This window comes from Caulobacter sp. P1_D6 (genome assembly GCF_056406095.1).
On record NZ_JBFUAW010000019.1, the window covers coordinates 102,720 to 127,268 of the forward strand.

Consider the following 24,549-nt stretch of genomic DNA (forward strand, 5'->3'; position numbering starts at 1 on the left):
CCAGTCTCCTTCGGGCCAGTCTCCTTCACGCGAGCCTCCGGCGCATCGAGATCAGAAGGGCCAGGAAGAACGGCCCGCCCACGGCGGCCATGGCCACGCCCAGGCGGACCTCGGCGGCCGAGGGCGTCAGTCGCACCAGGATGTCGGCGGCCAGCACCAGGGCCGCTCCGGCCACGGCGCTGGGCGCCAGCAGGGCTCCCGGCTGGTGGCCGACCAGCGGCCGCATCAGGTGCGGCACGATCAGGCCGACGAAACCGATCATGCCGGTCACCGCCACGCTGGCGCCCGAGGCCAGGCCGACGCCGACGGCCAGCAGCACCCGGGTCAGGTTCAGGTCGACGCCCAGCGCCTTGGCCCCGGTCTCGCCCAGGGTCAAGGCGTTCAGCGCCCGACCCAGCATCAGCATCAGTCCGCTGCCCACGACGATGAAGGGCAGGGCCCGCCAGACATCGTCGGCGCTGCGGTCGGCCAGCGAGCCCAGCAGCCAGTTGATGATCTCCTGCGCCGCCCAGGGGCTGGGGGCCAGGCTCAGCGCAAGAGCGACCCCGGCGCTGGCCACGGTGTTCAGGATCACGCCGGCCAGGATGAAGGTGATGGTCCCGCCCGTCCCGCCGGCCAGGACCAGCATGACGGCCACGCCGATCACCGCGCCGATCATCGCCGCCGTGAACAGCAGCCAGGGCGTGGAAAGACTCATGCTCAGATACATGGTCATCACCGCGCCCAGGGCGGCCATGGACGAGACGCCCAGCACGCCGGGGTCGGCCAGCGGGTTGCGGGTGTAGCCCTGCATGACCGCGCCCGACAGGCCCAGGGCCGCGCCGATCGCGATGGCCAGGATCGTCCTGGGCAGCCGCAGTTCGAAGATGATCGCCCAGCGGGGATCTTGGGCGGCCGACGACCAGGCGCTCCACGGAACCCAGACGCGGCCGGCCATCAGCGACAGGCCGCTCAGGAGCAGCACGAGCAGGCACAGGCCGCCCAGCAGCAGAAGGCGCTTGGTCATGCGGCGGCTCCAAGGACTTGTCGGCGGGCGGCGGCCAGGGCGGCGGCGGTGTCCATCAGGCCGGGACCGCCGCAATAGAGCAGCCGCTCGGGGAACACCGCCCGGGTCATGCGCGGCGAGACGCGGGCCAGGGCCGGGTGGTTGAGGATGCGTTCGGCGAAGGTCGGGGCGTTGGGCGCGGCCTGGCCGGCCAGCAGCACCTCGGGGGGATCGTCCAGCAGGCGCTCCAGCGAGACGTTGCCCCACGTCTTGAGGCCATAACGCTGGGCGACGTTCACGAAGCCGGCGCGGCGCATCATCTCGTCGACCAGGGTGCCGTGGCCGGCCGCGAAGCCGTTGGGCTGGAATACGAGAGCGGTGATCGGGCGGGTCCCGGGACGCGGCGCGCCCTTGGCCATCGCCGCCTCGACCTGGCCGATCAAGATTTCCCCGCGATCAGGGTGTCCGGCGGCCTCGGCGATGCGGCGGATCTGGGCCTGGTTCTCGACCCAGCTGTTGGGCACCTTGAACAGCTCGGTGCGGATGCCGAGCTTCTTCAGAGCCGCGCGGGTGGCGGGCGAGGAGTGGGCGGCGGTCAGCACCACGTCGGGCCGCAGGGCGATGACCTCCTCGGCGCTCTCGTAGGTCATCGGGTAGGTCAGGGCGATCCTGGCGATGCTCGACTGCTGCGGATCGCGGGCGTAGTGGCTCAGCGCCACGATCTGCGCGCGGTCGGCCACGTGGACCAGCACCGAGTCCAGGCAGGGGTTCAGCGAGATCACGCGGGGCAGGGCGCGGGCACTGGCGACCCCGCCCGACAGGCCGGCCGCCAGACCCGTTCCGACCGCCGCGCGACGGGTGAGGCCAGCCAGGCTCGGGTGGGTCAAAACTCGACCCCCCGCTGGGCCTTGAAGCCCTGCTCGAACGGGTGCTTGACCAGGGTCATCTCGGTGACCAGGTCGGCGATCTCCAGCAGTTGGGGCTTGGCGTTGCGGCCGGTCAGGCAGACGTGCTTGTCGTTGGGGCGGGCCTTCAGCACCGCCGCCACCTCGTCGATGTCCAGATAGTCGTAGCGTAGCGCGATGTTGATCTCGTCCAGCAGCACGAAATCCAGCTTCGGATCGGCGATCATCTCTTGCGACACCAGCCAGGCGGCCTGGGCGGCGGCGATGTCGCGCTCGCGGTCCTGGGTGTCCCAGGTGAAGCCCTCGCCCATGACCTCGTAGCGGACCTGGTCGGGGAACTTCTTGAAGAACAGGCGCTCGCCAGTCTTCCACTTGCCCTTGATGTACTGGACGACGCCGACCTTCAGGCCCCAGCCCAGGTGACGGGCCACCATGCCGAAGCCGGCCGAGGACTTGCCCTTGCCGTCGCCGGTGTGGACCAGCAGCAGGCCCTTCTCGAGGGTCTTGGTCTCCATCATCGCGTCGCGCTCGGCCTTGAGGGCCTTCATGGCTTCGGCGTGCTTGGCGTTCAGGTCTTCGCTCATCAGAGGTTCTCCAGGGCGTCGGCGAGGCGGAGCCAATCCTGGTCGGGCCCGGGCAGGCCAAAGCGGATCAGCGTCTCGTCCCAGGGGAAGGGACGGGTGAGGATTCCGGCCTGGGCCAGGACCTCGAAACGGCGCGGCGCGTCGGCGGCGCTGGTCAGGCGGAACAGCCGGGTCCCGCCGATGATCTCGAACCCGGCCCTGCGCAGCAGGCCATCCAGCTGCACGGTGCTTTCGATCAGGCGGCGCCGGGTCTGGCGGGCCCAGTCCGGATCGGCGTAGGCCGCCAGGCCGGCGGCGATCGCCGGACCGGACACCGGCCAGTCGCCCAGCGCCCGGCGGACGCGCGCGGCCAGGGCCGGCTCGGCGACCAGGAACCCCAGCCGCGCGCCGGCCAGGCCGTAGAACTTGCCGAACGACCGCAGGACCATCAACGACCCGTGGCCCGGTCCGCCGGCCAGGGGCGCAACGGAATAGGCCGGATCGACGTCCATGAAGGCCTCGTCGACCAGCAAGGGGCCTTCGGTCAGATCGACGACCTGGTCGGGCGACAGGACGCTGCCGCTCGGATTGTTCGGATTGACCAGCACCCGCAGGTCGGCGGCCGGATCGCCCGGGTCGACGATCCGCGCGCCCGCCGCGCGCCAGGCGTCGGCGTGGCCGCCGTAGGTCCTTGTCGAGATCGCGACCCGTCCGGACGCGAGCAGGCGCGGCAGCAGGCGGATCAGCGCCTCGCTGCCGGCCGCCGCGACCACCCTTGCGGGATCCTCGACACCGAACGCGGCCGCCGCCGCCGTCTCCAGGGCCCGCAGGGACTCCGGATCGGGCAGGCGCGACCAGGTCTCCGGCGAGAGGGCCGGGACCGGATAGGGGCAGGGGTTGATCCCCGTCGACAGGTCGAGCCAGGGCGTCGGCGCGTCCGGCCAGGCCGTCCGCGCCGCGCCGAGGCGTCCGCCGTGGCCGAGAAGGGCCGCCGGCGTCGCCATGGCTAGAACCTCGCCCGCACGCCCGCGAAGGCGCCCCGACCCAGGGTCCCGTAGCGGTAGAGGGTCTCGTACTGCTGGTCGAACAGGTTCTCGACCCGGCCGTACAGCTCGAACGTGTCGTTGATCGGATAGGCGATCCGCACGTCGGTCAGCACGTAGCTCTTCAGCCGCCGAGTGTTGGCGGCGTTGTCGAAGCTGTGGCCGACATACTGCATCGTCACGCCGGCCGTCAGGCCGTTCGTGAGGCTCAGTTCCGCGTCGGCGTTGGCTGTTTCACCGGCCCGGCGCACCAGGTCCTTGCCGTAGTTGGCGCCGGCCGACTTATTGACCGCGTCCATGTTGGTGTAGTTGGCCGACAGGGTCAGCAGCGAACTGACCTCGAAGCTGCCCTCCACCTCGACGCCGTCGGCCTGGGTCTTGGCCGTGTTGGCGTACCCGCCGAAGTTGGGCGGGGTGTTGTTCGACAGGAAGTCGATCTGGTTCTTGGTGTCGCGGCTGAAATAGATGATCGCACCACGCAGTCGGCCGTCCAGGATGCTGTGCTCGACGCCGATGTCCCAGCTCTTGGCCTCTTCCGGCTTCAGAGCGGTGTTCCCGTAGTCGCTGTACAGTTGGTACAGCGACGGGGCCTTGAAGCCCTCGCCGTAGTTGGCGCGGAGGACCGTGGCGCCGTCGTTCAGGCTCCAGGCCGCGCCGGCCTGGTAGGTGGTCGCGCCGCCGAAGGTGTCGTGGTCGTCGTGGCGGACGCCGCCGGTCAGGGTCAGGCCCTCGACGAGCTTGGCCTGCAGCTGGCCATAGACGCTGTCCATGCTGGCCGCATGCCGGCCGGGCGTGGGGTTCGGGTCGAAATCGGACGGCGCGGCGCTGCGGAACCAGGAGCGCTCGGTCTCGGCCCCGAACACCGCGCGCCAGACCGGATTGATCGTCCAGGTGCCCTGATATTCCAGGCTGTTGTCGGTGCCCCGGGCGTCGAAGGTCTTGGTGGTGACGGCCTGGTCGGGGTTGTAGTTGTCGCGGTCGGTCTGGGTGTACGAATAGCCGATGCGGCTGTTCAGGGCGCCGTCGAAGTTGGACAGGCGCGCGCCCAGATAGCTGACCAGTTCCTTGGTCTTGCCGTACTCGGCGGTGTCGGCGAAGGCGAAGGCGGGGGCGGGGAAGCCGTCGAACTCGTTGCGGCCGGCGGCGTAGGAGACGCGGGCGTCAAGGCTGGCCCAGTCGGTGACGTTCAGGTCCACCCGGCCGCTGACGGCGGTGTTGTGGTAGCCGTCCTTTTCCTTGCCGCCCATGGCCTCGTCGAAGTTGGAGACGCCGGCGGTGGTGTAGGACCCCGCCGCCAGTCGCCAGCCGCCCCAGGCGCCGCCGGCCCCGACGCCCACCCGGGCGTAGGCCGTGGCGCGCGAGCCGCCCTCGACCGTGGCGTCGCCCGACAGCGCGCCGTCCGGGGTCTTGGTGATCATGCTGACCACGCCGCCGATGGCCTGGCTGCCCCACAGGGTGGATTGCGGGCCGCGCAGCACCTCGATGCGGTCGACGTCGCCGGCCAGCAGGGTGGCGAAGTTGTAGCCGCCGCCGGTCGCCGACGGATCGTTCAGCTTGACGCCGTCGATCAGCACGGCGGTCTGGTCGCTCTCGGCGCCGCGGATGCGCACCTGGGTCGAGCCGCCCACGCCGCCGTTGCGGGTGACGGTGACGCCGGGCGTGCGCGACAGCAGGTCGGAGACCACGACGGCCTGGCGCCGGCGCAGGGTCTCGGCGGTGATCACGGTCATGCTGACCGGCGTTTCGGACAGCTTGTCGGCGGCGCGGCCGGCGGTGACGACCACCTGGTCGACCTCGCTGGGCGCGTCGACGGCGTCGGCGGCCAACACCTGGCTGGGCAGGGCGAGAGCGGGAAGGGCGGCCACCAGGGCCAAGACGGAAATCGAGCGCATATTCAAATCCTCCGTGCGCGGCAACGAAGGCTGGCCCGAGAATTCGGACCGGCCTGACGATGTCGCCTCGGGGGAAAAGAACCCCATCGTACGGCGCACCCCGGCCGGACGAAGGACGACCGCGACGGGCAGGTCTCCTGGCTCGCGGGTCAATGCCGGTGCGTGTCGCCTTCCCAGCCGTTTTCCCCAGTTGCTCTTGGAGAGAAAGGCCAGTGGCTCATGACACGCGGGCTCGCCGCTTACAGTTGCGGGGGCAGCCCGGGTTTCACACCCGAGTTCCCTTTTCATCCTCTTTCGAGGAACCTGTCGCGAGAGCTGCACTATATGTTGCGCCGCACACGGTCAATCTGACTGGGCAATCTGGAGCGCGCCTTGCCGTTTACCCTCGTCCTGGGCGGAGCCCGATCCGGCAAGAGCGCCTTCGCCCAGGCGGCCGCCGAGGCGCTGGCCGCCGAATCCGGCGGTCGGCTGGTCATGGTGGCCACGGCCCAGGCCTTCGATTCGGAGATGGTCGAGCGCATCGACCGGCACCGCCAGGATCGCGGTCCGGCCTGGATGACGCTCGAGGCCCCGCTGGACCTGGCGGGCGCGCTGGACGGCCTGGGGGGCGGCGACGTGGTCGTGGTCGACTGCCTGACCCTGTGGCTTTCCAACCTGATGCTGGACGAGCGGGACGTGGCGGCGGCCATGGCCCAGCTGGTCGTCGGCGTGGAGCGGTTCGAGGGGAGGCTGTGGCTGGTGTCCAACGAGGTCGGGTTCGGCATCGTGCCCGACAACGCCCTGGCGCGGCGGTTCCGCGACGAGGCCGGGCGGCTGCACCAGGCCCTGGCCCAGGCCGCCGACGCGGTGACCCTGGTGGTGGCGGGGCTCACGCTGCGCCTGAAGTGAGAAAAACTACGTTGAGCGCTGATATCCCACGTCTAAGGTGTGGATAACAGCAGCCGCCCGCGCGGACGGGTGGCGCTCCGGGAGGACGCCATGAACGCCATTGCCCCCATCACCGCTTCCGAAACGCCCGACTACGCCGGCCTGACGGTGACCCCCGCCGGCCCGGTTCTCGGGGCCGAGATCTCGGGCCTGGACATGCGCCAGCCTTTGGCGCCGGAGATCGTCGCGGCGATCCGGACGGCGCTGCTGCGGCACAAGGTGGTGTTCTTCCGCGATCAGGACATCAGCCATGAGGACCATGTCCGTTTCGGTCGTTATTTCGGGGACTTGGAGGGGCATCCTGTCACCGCTCACGTGCCCGGTTTCCCCGAGATCCTGCACATCGAGGCCGCCGACGGCATGAAGCTGCGCGAGGAGATCGTGCCGATCGTCCGCGTCGCCAACAAGTGGCACACCGACGTCACCTTCCGCCCCGCGCCGTCGATGGGCGGGGTGCTGCGCATGCGGCACATGCCGCCGCTGGGCGGCGACACCCTGTTCGCCGACACGGCCGCCATCTATCGCGACCTGCCGCAGACGCTGAAGGACCAGCTGGCGACCCTGAGCGCCGAGCACGACATCCTGCAGAGCTACGGCTACCGGGTCGACGAGGCCAAGCGGCAGGAGCTGCGCGCGGCCCACCCGGTGCAGGCCCATCCGGTGGTCCGCACCCATCCGGAGACCGGCGAGAAGCATCTGTTCGTCAACAAGGTCTTCACGACCCGGATCCTGGGCCTGCCCGAGGACGAGGCCGCCAAGCTGCTGGCCGACCTGCTGGAGCGGGTGAAGACGCCCGAATACCAGGTCCGCTTCCGCTGGACGCCCAACGCCATCGTCTTCTGGGACAACCGCGCCACCCAGCACTACGCCATCCTCGACTACTGGCCGCAGGAACGCATCGTCGAGCGGGTGACGATCCAGGGCGATGTCCCGTTCTGAAGCGACCTTAGCTTGGCTATGAAATCGGCATGGAAGCCAGTGGGTTGTCGCGAAGTCCGGTGGGCGATCAGGAGCGCGAGGCGCGCGTGTCGACCCGGCGTTCCATCAGCAGCAGGCTGAGCATCACCAGGAAGGCGAACACCAGCAGCGCGCCCGCAAGCTGGTGGGCCTTGGTCCACTCCAGGGTCTCGACCAGCCGATAGATCTCGATCGACAGCACCTCGGTCTGGCCCGGAATGCCGCCGCCCAGCATCATCACCACGCCGAACTCGCCGATCGTGTGGGCGAAGACCAGCAGGGCGGCGACGGCGTAGCCCGGCAGGGCCAACGGCAGAGCCACCTTGCGGAACGCGCTCCAGGGCGAGGCGCCCAGGGTGGCGGCGGCTTCCAGCGGCTCGTCGCCTATGGCGATGAAGGCGTTGCGCAGCGGCTGGACCGCGAACGGCAGCGAATAGATCAGCGAGCCGATCACCAGCCCCTGGAAGGTGAAGGCCAGGGTGCGGACCCCGAACGGATGCAACAACGCGATCAACGGGCTCTGCGGGCCCAGGGCGATCAGCAGGTAGAAGCCCAGGGCGGTCGGGGGCAGGACGATCGGCAGGGCGACCAGGGCCCCGACCGGGGTCCTCCACGGCGAGCGTCCCCGCGCCAGCCACCAGGCCAGGGGGGTGGCCAGGATCAGCAGCAGGATGGTGGTGATCCCAGCCAGCTTGGCCGTCAGCCACGCGATCTCGAGCATGGTCAGCGGACCTCGAGCTTGATCGACGGCGGGCGGGTCGGCATGGCTTCGGCGCGCTCAGTTATGCAGTGCGTCTACATAACGGGCTTTCAAGCCCAGGTCACGCGCGGCCGGCCAAGCTTTGGAGCGCTAGTGGAGGGTCGCCCGCTCGGGCGGCGGTTCGCCCGGTCCAGCGCCTTGCTCCCCGCGCAGGCGGACGGGCAGGGGATAGCCGTCGACCCTCAGGGCCGCGTTCAGGGCGCGCGCCAGCACCATGGTCGGCTGCGAATCGACCAGCAGCGGTTCGAGCAGGGCCTCGCCGGCCGCGGTCGCGGTTCCCGCCAGCCCGCACGACACCATCAGCCGCTGCTCGTCGGTCGAAATGCCGCCGCAGGCCGGACATTCCACCTGGATCGGCCGGCGCAGGCTGGCCTCGACCGCCTGCATCCAGGCGACGAACAGCCCGCCTGTCCGGTTGGACGACCGAAACGCCAGGGCCTGGGCGACCAGGCGGGTGGGGTGCTCGCCCGCCGACCTCAACGCCGCCCATTGCCGCATGGCGCTCAGGAGCAGCCTTTCGCCGACGGTCGGGCCGGAAGTCCATCGAAGCGCTGCGGTGTCGGGAGTCATGGCGACCTCTGCCGGGTGGATGTCGCGTCCATTGTTGCGACAGGTTCGCAACATCTAGTCCCTGAAGTAGTTGCGAGTCAATCGCAACAACAACATCCGGTATGCTGGACCGGCGACCGTCAGCGGCCTAGGTTAAGGAGCCGTCGCAACCTGTTCGCCGCACTGAGTCTTTGGAGCCCGCGCTGTCCGCCCCACCTTCGACGACCACGCCGATGACCCGGCTGTACGGCGAGAAGCGGGCCAATCTGGTGCGCGTCTTCGCCGTGAAGCTGCGCTCGGTGAGCGAAGCCGAGGACCTGATCCAGGATCTGTTCCTCAAGGTGCAGGCGCTTGGCGACCTCGAGGTCGAGGGCGACGGCTCGGCGTTGCTGTTTCGCATGGCCAACAACCTGATGCTGGACCGATTGCGCAGCCAGAACCGCGCCAGCGCGCGTGACGGGGGATGGCGCAGCCTTCAGGGCGCGGTGCTGGGCGACCAGCAGGTGGCGGACGTTCCCTCGGCCGAGGAGGTCGTGGCCAGCCGGCAGCGCCTGAAGCTGATGATGGCGGCGCTGGAGACCCTGCCGCCGCAGGTGGCGCGCGCGTTCAAGCTTCACAAGCTGGAAGGTCTCAGTCACGCTGAGACCGCCGTCGCCATGGGAGTCAGCCGCAGTTCGGTCGAAAAGCATGTAAGCGCGGCCTTGAAGGCGCTGATGGCTAAGTTGTCATGAGGGCGATTATTGTTTCTGGAACGGCTTTTGGAGGTTCCGCGGCCTTGGTGACGTCTTATCCTTGCGAGGACGCTGAGCGGCGTCAGGACGGAGCGAAATGACGCGTCCCCAAACGGACATCGACGCCGAGATCGCCGAGGCCGCGATCGACTGGCTGGTCCGCCTGCAGGGCGAGACGGTCACCGAGCGCGACTGGCTGGATTTCGACGCCTGGCTGACGGCCTCGCCCGTCCATGCCCAGGCCTATGACGCCGTGCTCGCCTTCGACCACCGCCTGGATCTGGACGCCCGCCTCGCGGAAGGCGCGCCGACCGGCGCTCCCCTGGTCGCCTCCAACGTGGTCCCGCTTCGGCCGGCGCGACGCGCCTGGCTCTGGTCGGCGGGGGCGGCGATCGCCGCGACCTTCGTCGCCGGCGCGATCCTGCTGCCCAACAGCGGCCTGATGGGCGTGCACGAAACCACCTATTCGACCGGCGTCGGCGAGCGCCGGACGATCGCGCTGGAGGACGGCTCGCGGATCGAGATGAACGCCGCCTCGCGCCTGACGGTGCGGTTCGAGCGCAATGCGCGCCGCGTCCACCTGGGCGACGCCCAGGCGTTCTTCGACGTGGCCAAGGATACTTCGCGTCCGTTCCTGATCTCGGCGGGCGACACCCAGGTGCGCGTCGTCGGCACGCAGTTCGATGTCCGGCATCGCGACGGACAGGTGGCGGTCAACGTCCAGCGCGGTCTGGTCGAGGTGCGTCCCAACCTGCCCAGCGACGCCGCGTCGTTCCGGCTGCGGCCAGGGCAGGGGCTTTCCCACCGCAAGGGCCGGACCGACGATGCGCGGCTCTCGACGGTGGCCGTCGAAGAGGTCGCGGGCTGGCGTCAGGGCCGGCTGATCTATCGCGATCAGCCGCTTTCGCAGATCGCCGGCGACATGAACCGGCTTTTCCCGCGTCCGGTGAAGCTGGGCGACGCCGAAGCCGCCAATATGCGACTTTCCGGCGTGTTGATCGTCGATGAACAGGATGCGATGGTCGATCGACTGTCACACCTGCTTCCCGTCCGAACGACGACGACCAAAGACGCTATCGTGATCCGGGCGCGCTAAGCCTTGCTGACGGGCCTGGAATCGTTCGATGCGCGAAGCTTGAGCTCTAGGGGGATAGAGCTGGAGCCCGATGATTTCGGACACGGAATCCCAGCTTCGACGTCTACCTGACGATCCGGTTTCCGGAGCGGTCGCGTTCGGCCGCCCGCGCTCCGCCGCTTCTGTCCTCGTTCTGACCCTGGCTTCGAGCCTGGCCCTGGCCGGGCAGGCCGATGCGGCGCCGGCGCGTTTCCGCTTCAACATTCCCGCCAAGCCCAGGTCGGAGGCGCTGATCGACGTCGGCGTCCAGGCGCGCGTCACCCTCGGGGGGGCCTCGTCGTGCCCGGGACGCAGCGCGGCCGTCGTCGGCGTCCTGACCCTGCGCCAGGCGCTCGACGCGGTGACCGCCGGCGGGCCGTGCCGGTTCGAGGTCCTCGACAACGCCACGGTCAGCATACTGCCGGCCCAGGTCCCGCCCGCCCGGCCCGCGGCGCGCGTCAGGCCGCCGATCGTCGCCCAACCGGCGCCGGCGGCCGTCCCGACCCTCGACAGCGTGATGGTCACCGCCACCAAGCGCCCGACCCGCCTGGGCGCGGCGGCCGGCGGGGTCAGCGTGATCGGGGCGGCGCGGTTGCGCGACACCGGCGCGATCGACACCACCAGCATCTCCCAGCAGACCGCAGGCTTCATCACCACCAACCTCGGCGCGGCGCGCAACAAGATCATGCTGCGCGGCCTGTCGGACGGCACCTTCACCGGCCGCACCCAGCAGACCGTCGGCACCTATCTCGACAACATCCCCCTGACCTACAACGCCCCCGACCCGGACCTGCGCCTGCTCGACGTCGACCGCGTGGAGATCCTGCGCGGACCCCAGGGCGCGCTTTATGGCGGCGGATCGCTCAGCGGGGTCTATCGGATCGTCTCCACCAAGCCGGTGCTGAACGCGTGGTCGGGATCGGCCCTGGCCGGCGCGGCCGCGACCGAGTCCGGCTCGCCCAGCAGCCGCCTGGAGGGCGTGCTCAACCTGCCGGTGGCCGCCGATCGCGCCGCCCTTCGTCTGGCGGCCTACAGTGACGTGGAAGGCGGCTATGTCGACGACGTCAATCTGCGCCTCTCGAACGTGGACCGCACCACGCGCACCGGCGGTCGCGCGGCCTTGTCGGTGGTGGTCGATCCGGACTGGTCGATCCTGGTGTCCGGCGCGCGCCAGGACCTGCACGCCACCGACAGCCAGTACACCACCCCAAGCCTGGGCGGACAGAAGCGCGCCAACCAGGTGCGCGAGACCCACGACAACATCCTGCAGCAAGGCGCGGTGACGATCTCCGGGGCGGGGGGCTGGGGCCGGTTCGTGTCGTCGACCGGCTATGTCCGCCACCGGTTCGCCAGCCGGTTCGACGCCACCGCCGCGCTGAACGGGGCCGGCTCGCCTTCGCTGGACGTCGGCCTGTTCGACGAGGCCAGCAAGGTGCGGCTGCTGGTCGAGGACGCGGTGCTGTCCTCGCCCGACACCGATCGCTTCCGCTGGCTGTTCGGGCTCTACGGCCTGGCCAGCCTGGAGGACAGCGACGGCGAACTGCGGGCGCGCACGCCCTACGATCCTTCACGCCTGATCTATCTGGAGGCCCGCCGCGATCGGCGGCGCGAACTGGCGATCTATGGCGAGACCGCCTACGACCTCGGCGGCGGCTGGACGGCCAGCCTGGGCGGCCGGGCCTTCCGCAGCGAGGTGCATACGACCTCGATGGTCGAGGCGCCGGCCCCGGGCCAGTCGCGCGAGCTGAACCGGCAGGCGCGTTTCACGGGCATTTCGCCGAAGTTCTCGCTTCAGCGGACCTGGAGGGGCGGCGGGCTGGTCTATCTGCTGACCTCGGAAGGCTATCGCTCGGGCGGCTTTAACTCGGGCGGCCTGATCGCCCCGTCGGCCCTGCGCGCCTCGTTCAAGCCCGATCATCTTCGCAACTACGAGATCGGCGCCAGCCTCCGGCCCTGGGACGGGCGGATGATCCTGCGCACCGCCCTGTTCCATGACGTGTGGAAGGACATCCAGACCGACCAGTATCTGACCCCCTCGGGCCTGTCCTACACGGCCAATGTCGGCGACGGGCGCAACACCGGGCTGGAGGTCGAGGCGACGGTGCTGGCCGCCCGGGGCCTGACCCTGGAAGCCAACGCGCTGTTCAATCGTCCCCGCCTGAGCCAGGTGGATCCGAATTTCGCCTCGGCCGCCCAGAGCGAGCTGCCGGGCGTTCCGGACGTCTCCGCGGGAGCCATGATGCGTTACCAGACCGATCTGGCCGCGGACCGGCAGCTGGTGCTGACCATCGAGCTGGAATATGTCGGCCAGTCGCGCCTGACGTTCGACCGGCGGCTTTCCCCGTCGATGGGCGGTTATGTCACCGGACGCCTGTCCGCCGAACTGGTGACGCGGGATTGGAGCTGGACCTTCGCGGTCACCAACCCCGCCAACGCGTCGAGCGACACCTTCGCCTACGGCAATCCGTTCAGCTTCGGCCAGGTGCGCCAGGTCACGCCACTGCGTCCCCGCACCTGGAGCGTATTGATTTCGCGCGCCTTCTAGGCTGGGGTTAGCCGAAACAACGGACCTCGCGCCACGCGCGAACGCGAAAAAAGTTCTGAGGTTCCCTGATTTCCGCGACGTCTATTTCTCGACGGGGGCGCGCACGTAGGGCCGTCCCCAGGTCGGGGAAATTCCATGTCTGTCCTGTCGGGACTTGTCTGCGTCCACAACGAAGAGACGCGTCTGGCCGACTGCCTGCAACGCCTGGCGTTCTGCGACGAGATCGTCGTGGTCGCGGACCGCTGCACGGATCGCAGCGAAGCCATCGCCCGCAAGATGGGCGCGCGGGTCGTCTCGGGCATCTTTCCCGTCGAGGGCCTGCGCAAGGCGGCGGGCGTCGAGGCCTGCCGCGGCGACTGGATCATGGAGCTGGACGCCGACGAGGCGGTGACCCCGGCCCTGGCGCGGGAGATCCGCGAGACCGTCGTCCGTCCCGACGCCGGCGACTGGTACCAGGTGCCTGTGGATAACTTCGTGGGCGCGCAGCTGGTGCGCCATGGCTGGGGCGGCTCGTTCGGCGCCTCCTCGGTGGCCCGGTTGTTCCGCAAGGGCGTGAAGACCTGGAAGAGCGAGCGGGTCCATCCCGGCACCACCTTCACCGGCGTCTATGGCGGCCGGCTGAACAACGCCATCCTGCACAAGGTCGACGACGACATCGCCGACATGGTCCAGCGCCTTAACCGCTATACGGCCCTGCGCGGCCAGGACCTGGCCGACAGCGGCAAGATCAAGAGCCTGTGGGACGACCTGTTCCGGGGCGTGCGCCGGTTCTACAAGTGCTACGTCTCGCGCAAGGGCTACAAGGAGGGCGACATGGGCTTCCTGATCGCCGTCATGGCGGGCCTCTATCCGCTGCTCTCGAACCTGAAGGCGCGTGAAATCCGGACGCTGAACGGCATCCAGGCCGTGCGTTCCGCCGGAGGCTCCGTGATCGGCCTGGGCCTCGAGGAGACTCGGCTGGGTCATTCGGCCTAGACGTTCGTCATGCCGTTGCATCGTCTTCTGATCGCGACCCTGATCGGGCCCGAACTGGCCCGCTGGAAGGCCGGCGGCCACGCGCCGGTGTTCTGGTGGCGCGACGACGACGCGCGTCGGTCCACGCCGGCGTTGGACCGACTGCTGGCTCTGTCTGTCCGCTTCGACGCGCCGATCACCCTCGCGGCCGTGCCTGACGGCGACATCGCGGCCCTGGCCAAGGCCTGTCGCGGGGTTCCCGGCGCCGAGCTGGCGATCCATGGGTTCCGGCACGAGAACCGCGCGCCGCCGGGCTGGCCGTCCGGCGAGGTCAACGACCTGGATCGCCTGGCCGACGTGATGTCCGACCTGAGCACCGCGATCGAGGTGTTTCGCCGGGCCGGCGTGACGCCGCGCCTGTTCGTGCCGCCCTGGAACAACGCCCATCCGCTCCTGAAACAGGCGCTGGGCCTGCGGGACCTGGCCCTGTCCTGCTACGGCGAGCCGCGCGGCGAGGCCGACCGCCTGGACGCCCACCTGGACGTCATGCGCTGGAAGCCCGAGCCGCGCTTCCGGGGCGCGGTCCGGTTCCTGTTGCGAACCCGCCGGCTGCTGGCCCAGCGTCGACGCATGGGCGCGTGGGATGAACCGCTGGGCCTGCTGACCCACCATCTCGACCACGACGAGGACGCCTGGAGCTTCCTCGAGGCGTTCCTGCCCGTCACCAAGCCCGTCGCCCGCGGCGCTGTCGGCAAGCCGGCGGCCAAGACGGTCGAGGTGGGCGACCAGAGCGCGCTCAAGGCGGGCTAGGGTCGGCAGGCTCTGGCCGCCGGCGATCTCTCGCGATTTCCGAAATTCGACATGACGAACGGGTGCTCGCCCCGCGAGAGGGCGCCCGCGTCTCCGCCCCGCCAATTCCCTTCAAGCCCGGAGACCGTTGTTCCACCAGCTTGGCCACAACATTCACGCACGTGATAGTGAGTGTTGACAGGAGTTGATCTCAGGTGCAGCTTCGCGGGGTAGCGTCGGCATTCACGATCGACGCACGGGGAGAAAGCGCATGAAGGTAATTCTTCTCGCGTCGGCTTGCGCCGCCGCGTTGGTGTCGACGTCCATGACCGCCCAGGCGCAGACCGCGTCCCCGGCAGCCCAGGACAAGTCCGCCGCCCAAACCGACACCACCCTGCTCAACGAGGTCGTGGTCACCGCCACCCGCCGCAACGAGCGCCTGCAGGATGTGCCGCTCAGCGTCACCGCCTTCTCCCAGAAGGACCTGACGGCCAAGGGCATCGTCGGATACGAGGGCCTGGCGCGGGAGACGCCCGGCGTCGTCCTCAACAAGCCGACCGCCAACTTCAACAACTTCACCGCGCGCGGCATCGCCACCAACGGCTACGGCGCCAACCTGCAGAGCACGGTGGCGATCTATATCGACGAGCTGCCGATCTCGACGATCGGCAACACGACGGTGCTGGATCCCAATCTGTACGACCTGGAGCGGGTCGAATTCCTGCGCGGTCCGCAAGGCACGCTGTTCGGGTCGGGTTCGCTGTCGGGCGCGCTGCGCATCCTGACCAAGAGCCCCGACCTGGACGAGTACGACGCCTCGGCCCTGGTCGACTTCGGGCTGACCGGGTCGGATTCCCTGCGCCAGCGCTACAACGGCATGGTCAATATCCCGATCATCAAGGACCAGCTGGCCCTGCGCGTCGTCGGCTTCTACCGAAACGAGGAAGGCTACGTCGACAACCTGGGAACCGGCATCCACAACTCCAACACCCTGGTCGACGGCGGCGGGCGCGGGACCCTGCTGTGGAAGCCGAACGACCGCCTGTCGGTCAAGCTGCTGGCCTCGTACGAGAAGAGCAATCCCAAGGACTCCTCGCTGATCATCCCCTCGCTGGGCCGCAACAAGCGGATCAGCGACCGGCCCGACCTCTTCGTGGGCAAGCTGACCAGCTACAACGCCACGGTCGACTACCAGTTCGACGGCGCGCACTTCACCAGCTCGTCGACCTATTCGAAGTTCGACCAGAAGTTCTGGGTCGACCTGGCCGGCACGTTCGGCGCCGCCGGGATCGCCTTCGGGCTGGACGCCAACGGCTACCAGAAGACCTTCGTCGAGGAGGCGCGCCTGGCGTCGGATCCCGGCGGCAAGTTCGACTGGGTGGTCGGCGGCTTCTATCTCGATCGCCGGCTGGACGTGGACTACTTCTACCGCTCCTCGCCGCAGTACCTGGCGTCGCACGGCATCACCGGCCTGCCGGACGAGTACTATCAACGCCAGTACACTCACATCAATTCGCACGAACTGGCCGGTTTCGGCGAGCTGACCTACCACATCAACGACAAGCTCTGGCTGACCACCGGCATGCGCTACGGCGGCACCGACGCCCAGGGCTTCACCGAGGGCGGCTACAGCAGCGCCTATCTGACCTATGCGATCTTCGGCATCTCGGGTCCGCTGGCCGTGACGCCGATTCCGGCGGCGACGGGCGTCAAGGCCAAGGCCACCAAGCCGTCCTACAAGGTCAGCCTGTCGTACAAGCCGTCGTCGAACCTGACCACCTACGCCACGATGTCCACCGGCTTCCGCACCCCCGTGGTCAACGCCTTCGCGGGCCGTCCCAGCGTGGTCAATCCCAACGACCTGATCATCCCCTACGGCGCCTCGTCGGACGACCTGACGAACTACGAAGTGGGCCTGAAGGGGCGTTGGTTCGACGGCGCGCTCAGCGCCAACCTGGCGGCCTATGTGATCGACTGGAGCAACATCCAGGTGCAGGCCAACCGCGTCTCGGACTCCGTCCAGTTCGCCACCAACATCGGCGGGGCGAAGAGCACGGGTGTGGAGTTCGAGGTCGTGGCCATACCCGCGACGGGCCTGACGGTGGGGCTGAACGGCTCGTTCAACGACGCCAAGGTGACCAAGCTGACGCCGGCCGAGGCGGCGATCTCGGGCGCGGTGGACGACGCGCGCCTGTCCGCCCCGCACTTCCAGGGCTCGATGTACATCAACTACGGCTTCGACCTGTCGGCCAAGGCCAGGGCCAACGCCTCGGTGGTGTTCCAGCACGTCGGAAACTATCCGGGCTCGTTCCCCAACGTGCCGGGGCAGCCGGGCGTGGTCAGCCCGACCTACGGCTTCACCGACGCCTATGAGAACGTCAACGCCACGTTCGCGGTGGCGATGGATAAGCTGACGGTCGGCGCCTATGTCGAGAACATCTTCGACAACCACTCGATCACCTATGTCCACCCCGAGGCGTTCCTCGCCAGCCGCTACGCGACCCTGCGGCCGCGTACGTTCGGGGTGCGCGTGGGCTACGACTTCTAGATGACGGACGCGGGCGTCGTCGTCCTGTCCCCGGCCGCGTCTTCCGGCCTGGACCCGTGGTCCAGGCCCCGGCCGGCGCCGTCCAGGGCGAGGCGATCGGCGAGCTGAACGTCTTCAAGGGGCTGCCCTATGCGGCGTCGCCTACTGGTTGGCGTCGCTGGCGCCCGCCGGCCGAGGCCCCTGCCTGGAAGGGCGTGCGCGACGCGACCAAGTTCGGTCCGGCCTGCTACCAGCCCAGGTCGCAGCCGGGCAGCAGCATCTACGCGAGCGAACTGGGCGCGATGAGCGAGGACTGCCTGTCGCTGAACGTCTGGACCCCGGCCAAGGCCCAGAAGGCGCCGGTGCTGGTCTGGATCCACGGCGGGGCGCTGGTGACGGGCTCCAGCAGCGAGGCGGTCTATGACGGCGCCAAGCTGGCGAGCCAGGGCGTGGTGGTCGTGTCGATCAACTATCGGCTCGGCGTGCTGGGCTGGCTGGCCCATCCCGGCCTCAGCGCGGAATCGCGCGAGGGCGTCTCGGGCAACTACGGCCTGCTCGACCAGATCGCCGCGCTGCGCTGGGTGAAGGCCAATATCGCGGCGTTCGGCGGCGATCCGGACAACGTCACCATCGCCGGCGAGTCCGCCGGGGCGCTCAGCGTCATGTACCTGATGGCCGCGCCCCAGGCGCGCGGACTGTTCGCCAAGGCGATCGCTCAGAGCGCCTACATGATCTCGACGCCGCAACTGCGGGCCGGCGCGTTCGGTGACTATCCGGCCGAGACGGTCGGGACCTATGTCGCCTACAAGCTGGGCGCCAAGGACGTCGCCGCCTTGCGGGCGATGAGCCCCGGCGAGATCACGGACGCGGCCGCCAAGGCCGGCTACGCCCCGTTCGGCACGGTCGACGGCCGGGTGCTGCCCCGCCAGCTGGTCGACGTGTTCGACCTGGGCGAACAGGCCCGCGTGCCGATCCTGGCCGGCTTCAACAGCGGCGAAATCCGTTCGCTGCGTATCCTGGCCCCGCCGCCGCCCGCCGACGCGGCGACCTACGAGGCCGAGATCCGCAAGCGCTACGGCGACCTCGCCGACGCCCATCTCAAGCTCTATCCCGCGACCGATCTGTCCGAGAGCGTGCTGGCGACGCCGCGCGACGCGCTCTACGGCTGGACCGCCGAGCGGCTGGTCGCCAAGCAGACGGCCGCGGGGGCGCCCGGATTCCTCTATCTGTTCGATCACGGCTATCCGGCCGCGGACACGGCGGGCCTGCACGCCTTCCACGCCAGCGAGATCCCCTACGTCTTCGGCACGGCCGACCGGACGCCGCCGGCCTGGCCCAAGGTTCCGGCGACGCCGGAGGAGACGGGGTTCTCCGACGCGATGGTGGGTTACTGGACGTCCTTCGCCCGCGACGGCGTTCCCGGCGCGGCCGGCCAGCCGGCCTGGCGTCCCTATGGCGAGGGCCGCGCCTACATGGCCTTCGCCGACGCGCCCAAGCCCGGCGCGCACCTGATGCCCGGCATGTACGAACTGAACGAACAGGTCGTCTGCCGACGCCGCGCCAAGGGCGGCGTGCCCTGGAACTGGAACGTCGGGATCCTTTCGCCGCCGCTGCCGCCCGGAGATCCTCGATGCTGACGGCGACGATGCGATCGTCCGCCTGCCGCACATGCCTCTGGCGTCCATCGGCAAGATCGACAAGATAAGACCAAGGTTCGAATTCGAAGGCGGGTAAGGTGTCCCGCCCGGTTCGACCTCGCCCAAGCTGAGACGGAAAGAAGCCTAGTGTCCGAAGACGTGAAACCCCGGCCGCGCTCCACCAAGGCGGAACAGCGCGCCGAGACGATGGAACAGATCCTCGACGCGGCCGAATACCTGTTCTCCAAGCACGGGCTCTACGGGGTGACGCTGAAGGACGTGGCCAAGCGGGTCGGCGTCCACCACACGCTGCTCAACTACTATTTCGAGGACAAGCAGAAGCTGTTCGACGCGGTCTTCGCCCGCCGGGCGGTGATCACCAACGAGCGGCGGATGAAGGCCCTCGCGGAGTACGAGGCGGCGACGGGCGACAAGCCCACGGTCGAAGGGGCGCTGCGCGCGTTCCTGGACACCGACCTGGACCTCTATACCGAGGGCGGCGAGGGCTGGAAGAACTACGCCGCCCTGGGCGCCTTGGTCGCCAACACGCCCGAATGGGGGGCGGCCCTGATGGACGAGCACTTCGATCCCGTCGTGCTGCGCCTGATCTCCATCCTCAGGAAGGCGTTGCCCGGCTGCAGCGAGGCCGACATCTTCTGGGGCTACCACTTCGTGACCGGGGCGCTGATGCTGACCCTGGCGCGCACGGGCCGCATCGACAAGCTGTCCGGCGGCGTGTGCCGGTCCGACGACTTCATGGCCGTGAAGGAGCGCATGGCGTCGTTCATGGCGGCGGGCTTCCTGCAGGTTTGCGGCAAGGGCGCGCCACAAGCCTAGAGGGATCAGCGGGCGCTGGATTTCTGGCGGTAGCGCGCCAGGTCCAGGCCGTGGCGCTCGACCTTGTCGTAGAAGGTCTTGCGCGGAACCTTCAGGACCTCGAGGGCCGTGCGGACGTCGCCCCCGCAGGCGGCCAGCGTCTCCTCGATCAGGTGGGCCTCGTAGGCGGCGATGCGCTCGGGCAGGGGCGCCGGTTCGTCCAACGCCCCGCCGGCGGTCGCCGCCAGACCCAGGGCGACCCGCTGAGCGTAGTGGCTCAGCTCGCGCACGTTGCCGGGCCAGTCGTGGTTGAGCAGCCGCCACCGGATGGCGTCGTCGACGGCGGGCGGCGGGCCATCCAGCCGCTCGCACGCCCGCGCCAGGAAGTGGGCGAACAGCAGCGGCACGTCCTCCCGGCGCTCCCTGAGCGGCGGGATGCGAATCCGCACCACGTCGAGGCGATGGAACAGGTCCTGGCGGAACGCGCCGCTGGCCACGGCGTCGATCAGGGCGGGCTTGGCGGCCGCCACCACCCGGATGTCCAGCGTGTGGACGCGGTTGGAGCCCAGCGGCACCACCTCGCGCTCCTCGAGCACGCGCAGGAACTTGCCCTGGGCGTCCGGGGCCAGGGTCTCGATCTCGTCGAGGAACAGCGTGCCGCGGTCGGCCTGCTGGATCCGCCCGACCCGCTGGCGCACCGCGCCGTTGAACGCGCCCAGCTCGTGGCCGAACAGCTCGCTTTCCAGGGTCGAGGCGGGCAGGGCCGCGCAGTCGACGGCGACGAACTCGCGGTCGCGTCGCCGACCCCAGTTGTGCAGGGCCCGGGCCGCCAGCTCCTTGCCGACGCCCGTCTCGCCCTCCAGCAGGACGTCGACATCGGCGCTGGCCAGCTGGCGCAGGGTGGACCGGAGCCGCTCCATCACCTGGGTCTGGCCGATCAGGGGCCAATCGGACTGGGCCGCCTCGGCCTGGGTCCGCAGGTAGCGGTTCTCCAGCACCAGACGGCGCTTCTCCAGGGCGCGCCGAACGCTGCTGACCAACCGCTCGGGCGCGTAGGGCTTGGGCAGGAAGTCATAGACGCCGTCGTGCATGGCCTCCACCGCCTCGGCCACGTCGGCGTGGCCGGTGATCAGGATCACCGGCAGGTCGGGGTCCTGCTCCTTCAGCCGCCGGAACAGCTGGCGGCCGTCCATGTTGGGCATGCGGATGTCGCTGATCACCACGCCCGCGAAACCTTCGGGCAAGACGGCCAGGGCGGCCTCGGCCGAGGCGAACTCCAGCACCTCCAGGCCGGCCAACTGCAGGGTCTGGACATTGGCGCCGCGCAGGGCGTCGTCGTCGTCGATGAAGGCGACCTGGTTGACGGAAATCTGCATCTAACGCGCCTTGGACAATGAAATGACGAACCGCGCCCCGACCGGGGCGTCGGGATCCAGCGACAGCTCGCCGCCGAACTCGGCGACGATGTCACGGCTGATGACCAGGCCCAGGCCCAGTCCCCGGGGCTTGGTGGTGGCGAAGGGGGTGAACAGCGTCTTGGCGGCTTGCGGCGCCAGGCCCGGACCGTTGTCGGCGATCATGATCCGGATCTGCGAGCGCCGGGCCGCGACCTGGATGGCGATCTCCGGATCGGCCGTCCCTTCCAGGGCTTCCAGGGCGTTCTGCAGCAGGTTGACCAGCACCTGCTCCAGCCGGAAGCGCTCGGCCATGACCAGGGCCTCCTCGTCGGCCTCGCGGCGGACGATGCGGACGCCGGTCTGGCGAAGGCGGGGGCCGACCAGCAGCAAGGCGCCGTCGACGGCTTCGCGCACGGCGACCGGGGCGGCCGGCGCGCTGGTCTTGCGGGCGAAGGCGCGCAGCTCGTCGGTGATCAGGCCGATGCGGTCGGTCAGACCCGAGATCAGGCCCAGATTGCTCTTGGCGGTGTCCGGGTCGGCGCGGTCCAGGAAGATCGAGGCGTTGTCGGCATAGGCCCGGATCGCGGCGACTGGCTGGTTGATCTCGTGCGCCACCCCGGCGGCGATCTGGCCCAGCGTCGCCAGCTTGTTGGACTGGACCAGTTCGTCGCGCATCAGGTGGACGTGGGCCTCGGCCCTTCGCCGTTCCTCCATCTCGACGGTCAGGCGGCGGTTGGACTTGCGCAGCTCGGCGGTGCGCTCCTCGACCCGGGCCTCCAGCTCGGCGCGGGCGGCTTCCTGGCGGGCGGCGCGGAGGCTGGCCTGGCCGCGCCAGCGCAGCACCGCTCCGGCCACGCCGCAGATCGCCAGCCCGACCAGCAGGGCCACGGCCCGCGCGCCGGCCACCGCGCCGCTGAGGATCGAACCGGTGGGCGTCAGCGTGAAGACCGTCCAGCCCGACGCGCCCAGGTCGGCGCTGGCCGCCATGTAGTGGGCGGGCGGCCGGCCGGGCAGGGCGGTGGTCGTCAGGCGCGGCGGTCTTCCGGCGACCGTCGGAGGACGCACGTCGAGCAGGTTGAACGGCGCTTCGCCGAACCGATGCTCGGCGCGCAGTCGCCGCTGTTCGGACTTGGGCAGGGGCGTCAGGGTCGAGAAGCGCCAGGCGGGCACCGAGGTGACCAGGATCACGCCGCGCGGATCGGCGGCGAAGGCCGGCTCGGCGGCCGACCAGTCGGCCTCCAGCGCCTCGAACTCGACCTTGACCACCACCACGCCAAGCATGCCGTCCGGGCCGTCGATCCGCCGCGACATGAACAGGCCGGGACGACGGCTGACCGTGCCTAGGGCGAACAGCTCGGCCACCCCGGCCGCCCGCGCGTCGCGGAAGTAGGGGCGGAAGCTGTAGTCGGAGCCGACGAAGCTGGTCGGTTCGCGCCAGTTGCTGGCCGCGATGGTCATGCCCTTGGCGTTCAGGACGTAGATCACGGCGGCCCGCGTGCCGCCGCTGAGCGTCTCGAGCTTGCGGTTCAGCGCATCGATCCCGCGCGCGTCGGCCGCCCGCAGCACCTGGGCGACGTCGGGGTCCTGGGCCAGGACGAAGGGGAGGGAGCGGTGCTTGGCCAGCTCGCTGCGCAGCACCGCCGCGTGCAAGGCGGCCGAAGCCTGGGCCTGGCGGGCCAGATCGGCGGTCGCGCGACGCTCGGCGACCTCGCCCGCGATCCACAGGGCCGCGCCCAGCAGGACGGCGCAGACGCCGCAGAAAACCGCCCAGCGACGGACGATCGGGTCGGCCGGATTCGGCATGGCGGGTCTGTTCATCGGCGGCGCTTCGGCAAGATGTGCGGATTTTCGCACAAATCACAAAATCCTGGGCGGAAAATCGCCGTCCGTGGGACGGTCGAGGTAAGGGTGCTTTCGATAAACATCAATGAAAACAAACAAAAGAAGCTTCAACCTGGCGTGCTTGCGCCGCTTCTTCGCAACAAGGATCGTCTAACCAAGCGTCTTCGCAAAGGGACGCGGGATGGAAACGCGGCCGCCCGGCCGGCCAAGAGGCGCCAGTGAAGACGATCAGCCCGACCGCCCCTGCGCGGCCCACGCCGTTCTATCGGCACCTGTACTTCCAGGTGCTGCTCGCGATCGCGGCGGGCGCGGCTGTCGGCCACTACTATCCGGGGCTGGGTGAAAGCCTCAAGCCGCTGGGCGACGCCTTCATCAAGCTGGTGAAGATGATCATCGCGCCGGTGATCTTCCTGACGGTGGTGACCGGAATCGCGGGCATGCGCGACCTGGACAAGGTCGGCCGCGTGGCTCTGAAGGCCTTCGTCTATTTCCTGGTGTTCTCGACCCTGGCCCTGATCGTCGGCCTGGTCGTCGCCAACGTCGTCCAGCCGGGCGCCGGCATGAACATCGACCCCGCCACGTTGAACACCACCAAGATCGCGGCCTTCGAGGCCAAGGCCCACGACCAGACGATCGTCGGCTTCCTGATGCACATCATCCCGGACACCGTGGTCAGCGCCTTCGCCGAGGGCGAGATCCTGCAGGTGCTGTTCTTCTCGATCCTGTTCGGCCTGTCGCTGGCCATGGTCGGCGATCGCGGCCAGCCGGTCCTGACCGTGCTGGAGGCGACCGCCGAGGCGTTCTTCCGCCTGGTGCACGTGCTGATGAAGGCCGCGCCGATCGGGGCGTTTGGGGCCTTCGCCTTCACCATCGGCAAGTACGGCATCGGCTCGATCGCCAATCTCGCGCTCCTGGTGGGGACCTTCTACCTGACCTCGCTGTTCTTCGTGATCGTGGTCCTCGGCCTCGTGTGCTGGGCCAACGGCTTCTCGATCTTCCGCCTGATCCGCTACCTGAAGGCCGAGCTGCTGCTGGTGCTGGGGACCAGCTCGTCGGAAGCGGCCCTGCCCAGCCTGATCGAGAAGCTCGAGAAGGCCGGCTGTCCCAAGTCGGTGGTCGGGCTGGTCGTGCCGCTGGGCTATTCGTTCAACCTCGACGGCACCAACATCTACATGACCCTGGCGGCCCTGTTCATCGCCCAGGCCACCGGCGTGCACCTGTCGCTGGAAGACCAGGTGCTGCTGCTGGGCGTGGCCATGCTCAGCTCCAAGGGCGCGGCGGGCGTCACCGGCGCGGGCTTCATCACCCTGGCGGCCACCCTGTCGGTGGTGCCGTCGGTGCCGGTGGCCGGCATGGCCCTGATCCTGGGCGTCGACCGCTTCATGTCCGAGTGCCGCGCCCTGACCAATTTCACGGGCAACGCCGTGGCCACCATCGTGGTCTCGCGCTGGGAGCGGGGTCTGGACGCCGACCAGCTGCGGGCCGCCCTCAATCCCAAGAAAGCCGCCAAGCTGGCCGCCAAAGAGGCCGCGTCGGCGATCCCGGCGGCCGGCAGGGCCCGGCCATAGGCCAAACTTTCAACCTAGAACCATCAAAACAAGAAAATCGGGGAGCTC

General features: G+C 69.3%; 20 protein-coding genes and 1 riboswitch. Of the genes, 11 read left to right on the forward strand and 9 right to left on the reverse strand.

Going from position 1 to position 24,549, the window contains the following annotated elements; all coding sequences use genetic code 11:
• Positions 1-25: 25 nt before the first annotated feature.
• From AC1DYP_RS12470 to AC1DYP_RS12490, 5 genes are read right to left on the reverse strand one after another with little or no spacing between them, the layout of a single operon-like run.
• The gene (locus tag AC1DYP_RS12470; protein ID WP_477035897.1) at positions 26-1,006 is read right to left on the reverse strand and encodes a FecCD family ABC transporter permease; all 981 of its coding nucleotides are present in this window, start codon (positions 1,004-1,006) and stop codon (positions 26-28) included.
• Positions 1,003-1,872: an ABC transporter substrate-binding protein gene (locus AC1DYP_RS12475; protein WP_477046595.1), complete on the reverse strand. Its 870-nt coding sequence runs from the start codon at positions 1,870-1,872 to the stop codon at positions 1,003-1,005. Before AC1DYP_RS12475 ends, AC1DYP_RS12470 begins: the two co-directional genes overlap by 4 nt.
• Positions 1,869-2,474, reverse strand: coding sequence for a cob(I)yrinic acid a,c-diamide adenosyltransferase (gene cobO / locus AC1DYP_RS12480; protein ID WP_477046596.1), 606 nt, complete (start codon positions 2,472-2,474; stop codon positions 1,869-1,871). The genes AC1DYP_RS12475 and cobO overlap by 4 nt, the downstream gene beginning before the upstream one ends.
• Complete coding sequence (cobD, locus tag AC1DYP_RS12485; protein WP_477046597.1) at positions 2,474-3,457, reverse strand: threonine-phosphate decarboxylase CobD; 984 nt, start codon at positions 3,455-3,457, stop codon at positions 2,474-2,476. Before cobD ends, cobO begins: the two co-directional genes overlap by 1 nt.
• A gap of 2 nt (positions 3,458-3,459) precedes the next feature.
• The gene (locus tag AC1DYP_RS12490; protein WP_477046598.1) at positions 3,460-5,388 is read right to left on the reverse strand and encodes a TonB-dependent receptor plug domain-containing protein; all 1,929 of its coding nucleotides are present in this window, start codon (positions 5,386-5,388) and stop codon (positions 3,460-3,462) included.
• A gap of 110 nt (positions 5,389-5,498) precedes the next feature.
• A riboswitch (cobalamin riboswitch) is annotated at positions 5,499-5,710 on the reverse strand.
• Between the two features lie 50 nt (positions 5,711-5,760).
• On the opposite strand from AC1DYP_RS12490, the gene cobU reads away from it, so the two are divergent.
• Both cobU and AC1DYP_RS12500 read left to right on the forward strand, forming a co-directional pair.
• Positions 5,761-6,276 (forward strand): bifunctional adenosylcobinamide kinase/adenosylcobinamide-phosphate guanylyltransferase, encoded by a 516-nt coding sequence (gene cobU, locus AC1DYP_RS12495; protein ID WP_477046599.1) that lies wholly within the window; start codon positions 5,761-5,763, stop codon positions 6,274-6,276.
• 90 nt (positions 6,277-6,366) lie between these two features.
• A complete protein-coding gene (locus AC1DYP_RS12500; protein WP_477046600.1) occupies positions 6,367-7,254 on the forward strand; it encodes a TauD/TfdA dioxygenase family protein in 888 nt (295 codons plus the stop codon).
• A 67-nt stretch (positions 7,255-7,321) separates the two neighbouring features.
• On the opposite strand, the gene modB is transcribed toward AC1DYP_RS12500, so the two are convergent.
• Positions 7,322-7,993 carry a molybdate ABC transporter permease subunit gene (gene modB / locus AC1DYP_RS12505; protein ID WP_477046601.1) on the reverse strand — a complete coding sequence of 224 codons (672 nt, stop codon included), beginning with the start codon at positions 7,991-7,993 and terminating at the stop codon, positions 7,322-7,324.
• Between the two features lie 129 nt (positions 7,994-8,122).
• The gene (locus tag AC1DYP_RS12510) at positions 8,123-8,602 is read right to left on the reverse strand and encodes a hypothetical protein (RefSeq protein ID WP_477046602.1); all 480 of its coding nucleotides are present in this window, start codon (positions 8,600-8,602) and stop codon (positions 8,123-8,125) included.
• 212 nt (positions 8,603-8,814) lie between these two features.
• Here AC1DYP_RS12510 and AC1DYP_RS12515 point away from each other — a divergent pair, with 212 nt between their 5' ends.
• The 8 genes from AC1DYP_RS12515 (at position 8,815) to AC1DYP_RS12550 (ending at position 19,715) form a co-directional block, all read left to right on the forward strand.
• Positions 8,815-9,312, forward strand: a complete 498-nt coding sequence (locus AC1DYP_RS12515; RefSeq protein ID WP_477035888.1) for an RNA polymerase sigma factor — start codon at positions 8,815-8,817, stop codon at positions 9,310-9,312.
• Between the two features lie 97 nt (positions 9,313-9,409).
• Positions 9,410-10,408: a FecR family protein gene (locus tag AC1DYP_RS12520; RefSeq protein WP_477046603.1), complete on the forward strand. Its 999-nt coding sequence runs from the start codon at positions 9,410-9,412 to the stop codon at positions 10,406-10,408.
• A 70-nt stretch (positions 10,409-10,478) separates the two neighbouring features.
• On the forward strand, positions 10,479-12,971 hold the full coding sequence (locus AC1DYP_RS12525) for a TonB-dependent receptor (protein WP_477046604.1): 2,493 nt from the start codon (positions 10,479-10,481) through the stop codon (positions 12,969-12,971).
• A 135-nt stretch (positions 12,972-13,106) separates the two neighbouring features.
• Positions 13,107-13,946 carry a glycosyltransferase family 2 protein gene (locus tag AC1DYP_RS12530; RefSeq protein ID WP_477046605.1) on the forward strand — a complete coding sequence of 280 codons (840 nt, stop codon included), beginning with the start codon at positions 13,107-13,109 and terminating at the stop codon, positions 13,944-13,946.
• A gap of 9 nt (positions 13,947-13,955) precedes the next feature.
• Positions 13,956-14,735, forward strand: coding sequence for a DUF2334 domain-containing protein (locus AC1DYP_RS12535; RefSeq protein WP_477046606.1), 780 nt, complete (start codon positions 13,956-13,958; stop codon positions 14,733-14,735).
• A 250-nt stretch (positions 14,736-14,985) separates the two neighbouring features.
• Positions 14,986-17,262: a TonB-dependent receptor gene (locus AC1DYP_RS12540; RefSeq protein WP_477046607.1), complete on the forward strand. Its 2,277-nt coding sequence runs from the start codon at positions 14,986-14,988 to the stop codon at positions 17,260-17,262.
• A gap of 56 nt (positions 17,263-17,318) precedes the next feature.
• The gene (locus AC1DYP_RS12545; RefSeq protein WP_477046608.1) at positions 17,319-18,878 is read left to right on the forward strand and encodes a carboxylesterase/lipase family protein; all 1,560 of its coding nucleotides are present in this window, start codon (positions 17,319-17,321) and stop codon (positions 18,876-18,878) included.
• 147 nt (positions 18,879-19,025) lie between these two features.
• Positions 19,026-19,715 (forward strand): TetR/AcrR family transcriptional regulator, encoded by a 690-nt coding sequence (locus tag AC1DYP_RS12550; protein WP_477035881.1) that lies wholly within the window; start codon positions 19,026-19,028, stop codon positions 19,713-19,715.
• Between the two features lie 5 nt (positions 19,716-19,720).
• On the opposite strand, the gene AC1DYP_RS12555 is transcribed toward AC1DYP_RS12550, so the two are convergent.
• Positions 19,721-21,070: a sigma-54-dependent transcriptional regulator gene (locus AC1DYP_RS12555; RefSeq protein WP_477046609.1), complete on the reverse strand. Its 1,350-nt coding sequence runs from the start codon at positions 21,068-21,070 to the stop codon at positions 19,721-19,723.
• The gene (locus AC1DYP_RS12560) at positions 21,071-22,909 is read right to left on the reverse strand and encodes a sensor histidine kinase (protein ID WP_477046610.1); all 1,839 of its coding nucleotides are present in this window, start codon (positions 22,907-22,909) and stop codon (positions 21,071-21,073) included.
• Between the two features lie 242 nt (positions 22,910-23,151).
• On the opposite strand from AC1DYP_RS12560, the gene AC1DYP_RS12565 reads away from it, so the two are divergent.
• A complete protein-coding gene (locus AC1DYP_RS12565) occupies positions 23,152-24,501 on the forward strand; it encodes a dicarboxylate/amino acid:cation symporter (RefSeq protein WP_477046611.1) in 1,350 nt (449 codons plus the stop codon).
• Positions 24,502-24,549 lie beyond the last annotated feature (48 nt).

Bases quoted from the DNA above. Each gene is read 5' to 3' on its own strand.
- AC1DYP_RS12470 (WP_477035897.1), bottom strand. From the start codon at position 1,006: ATGACCAAGCGCCTTCTGCTGCTGGGCGGCCTGTGCCTGCTCGTGCTG.
- cobO (WP_477046596.1), bottom strand. From the start codon at position 2,474: ATGAGCGAAGACCTGAACGCCAAGCACGCCGAAGCCATGAAGGCCCTC.
- cobD (WP_477046597.1), bottom strand. From the start codon at position 3,457: ATGGCGACGCCGGCGGCCCTTCTCGGCCACGGCGGACGCCTCGGCGCG.
- AC1DYP_RS12490 (WP_477046598.1), bottom strand. From the start codon at position 5,388: ATGCGCTCGATTTCCGTCTTGGCCCTGGTGGCCGCCCTTCCCGCTCTC.
- AC1DYP_RS12500 (WP_477046600.1), top strand. From the start codon at position 6,367: ATGAACGCCATTGCCCCCATCACCGCTTCCGAAACGCCCGACTACGCC.
- modB (WP_477046601.1), bottom strand. From the start codon at position 7,993: ATGCTCGAGATCGCGTGGCTGACGGCCAAGCTGGCTGGGATCACCACC.
- AC1DYP_RS12510 (WP_477046602.1), bottom strand. From the start codon at position 8,602: ATGACTCCCGACACCGCAGCGCTTCGATGGACTTCCGGCCCGACCGTC.
- AC1DYP_RS12515 (WP_477035888.1), top strand. From the start codon at position 8,815: ATGACCCGGCTGTACGGCGAGAAGCGGGCCAATCTGGTGCGCGTCTTC.
- AC1DYP_RS12520 (WP_477046603.1), top strand. From the start codon at position 9,410: ATGACGCGTCCCCAAACGGACATCGACGCCGAGATCGCCGAGGCCGCG.
- AC1DYP_RS12525 (WP_477046604.1), top strand. From the start codon at position 10,479: ATGATTTCGGACACGGAATCCCAGCTTCGACGTCTACCTGACGATCCG.
- AC1DYP_RS12530 (WP_477046605.1), top strand. From the start codon at position 13,107: ATGTCTGTCCTGTCGGGACTTGTCTGCGTCCACAACGAAGAGACGCGT.
- AC1DYP_RS12535 (WP_477046606.1), top strand. From the start codon at position 13,956: ATGCCGTTGCATCGTCTTCTGATCGCGACCCTGATCGGGCCCGAACTG.
- AC1DYP_RS12540 (WP_477046607.1), top strand. From the start codon at position 14,986: ATGAAGGTAATTCTTCTCGCGTCGGCTTGCGCCGCCGCGTTGGTGTCG.
- AC1DYP_RS12555 (WP_477046609.1), bottom strand. From the start codon at position 21,070: ATGCAGATTTCCGTCAACCAGGTCGCCTTCATCGACGACGACGACGCC.
- AC1DYP_RS12560 (WP_477046610.1), bottom strand. From the start codon at position 22,909: ATGAACAGACCCGCCATGCCGAATCCGGCCGACCCGATCGTCCGTCGC.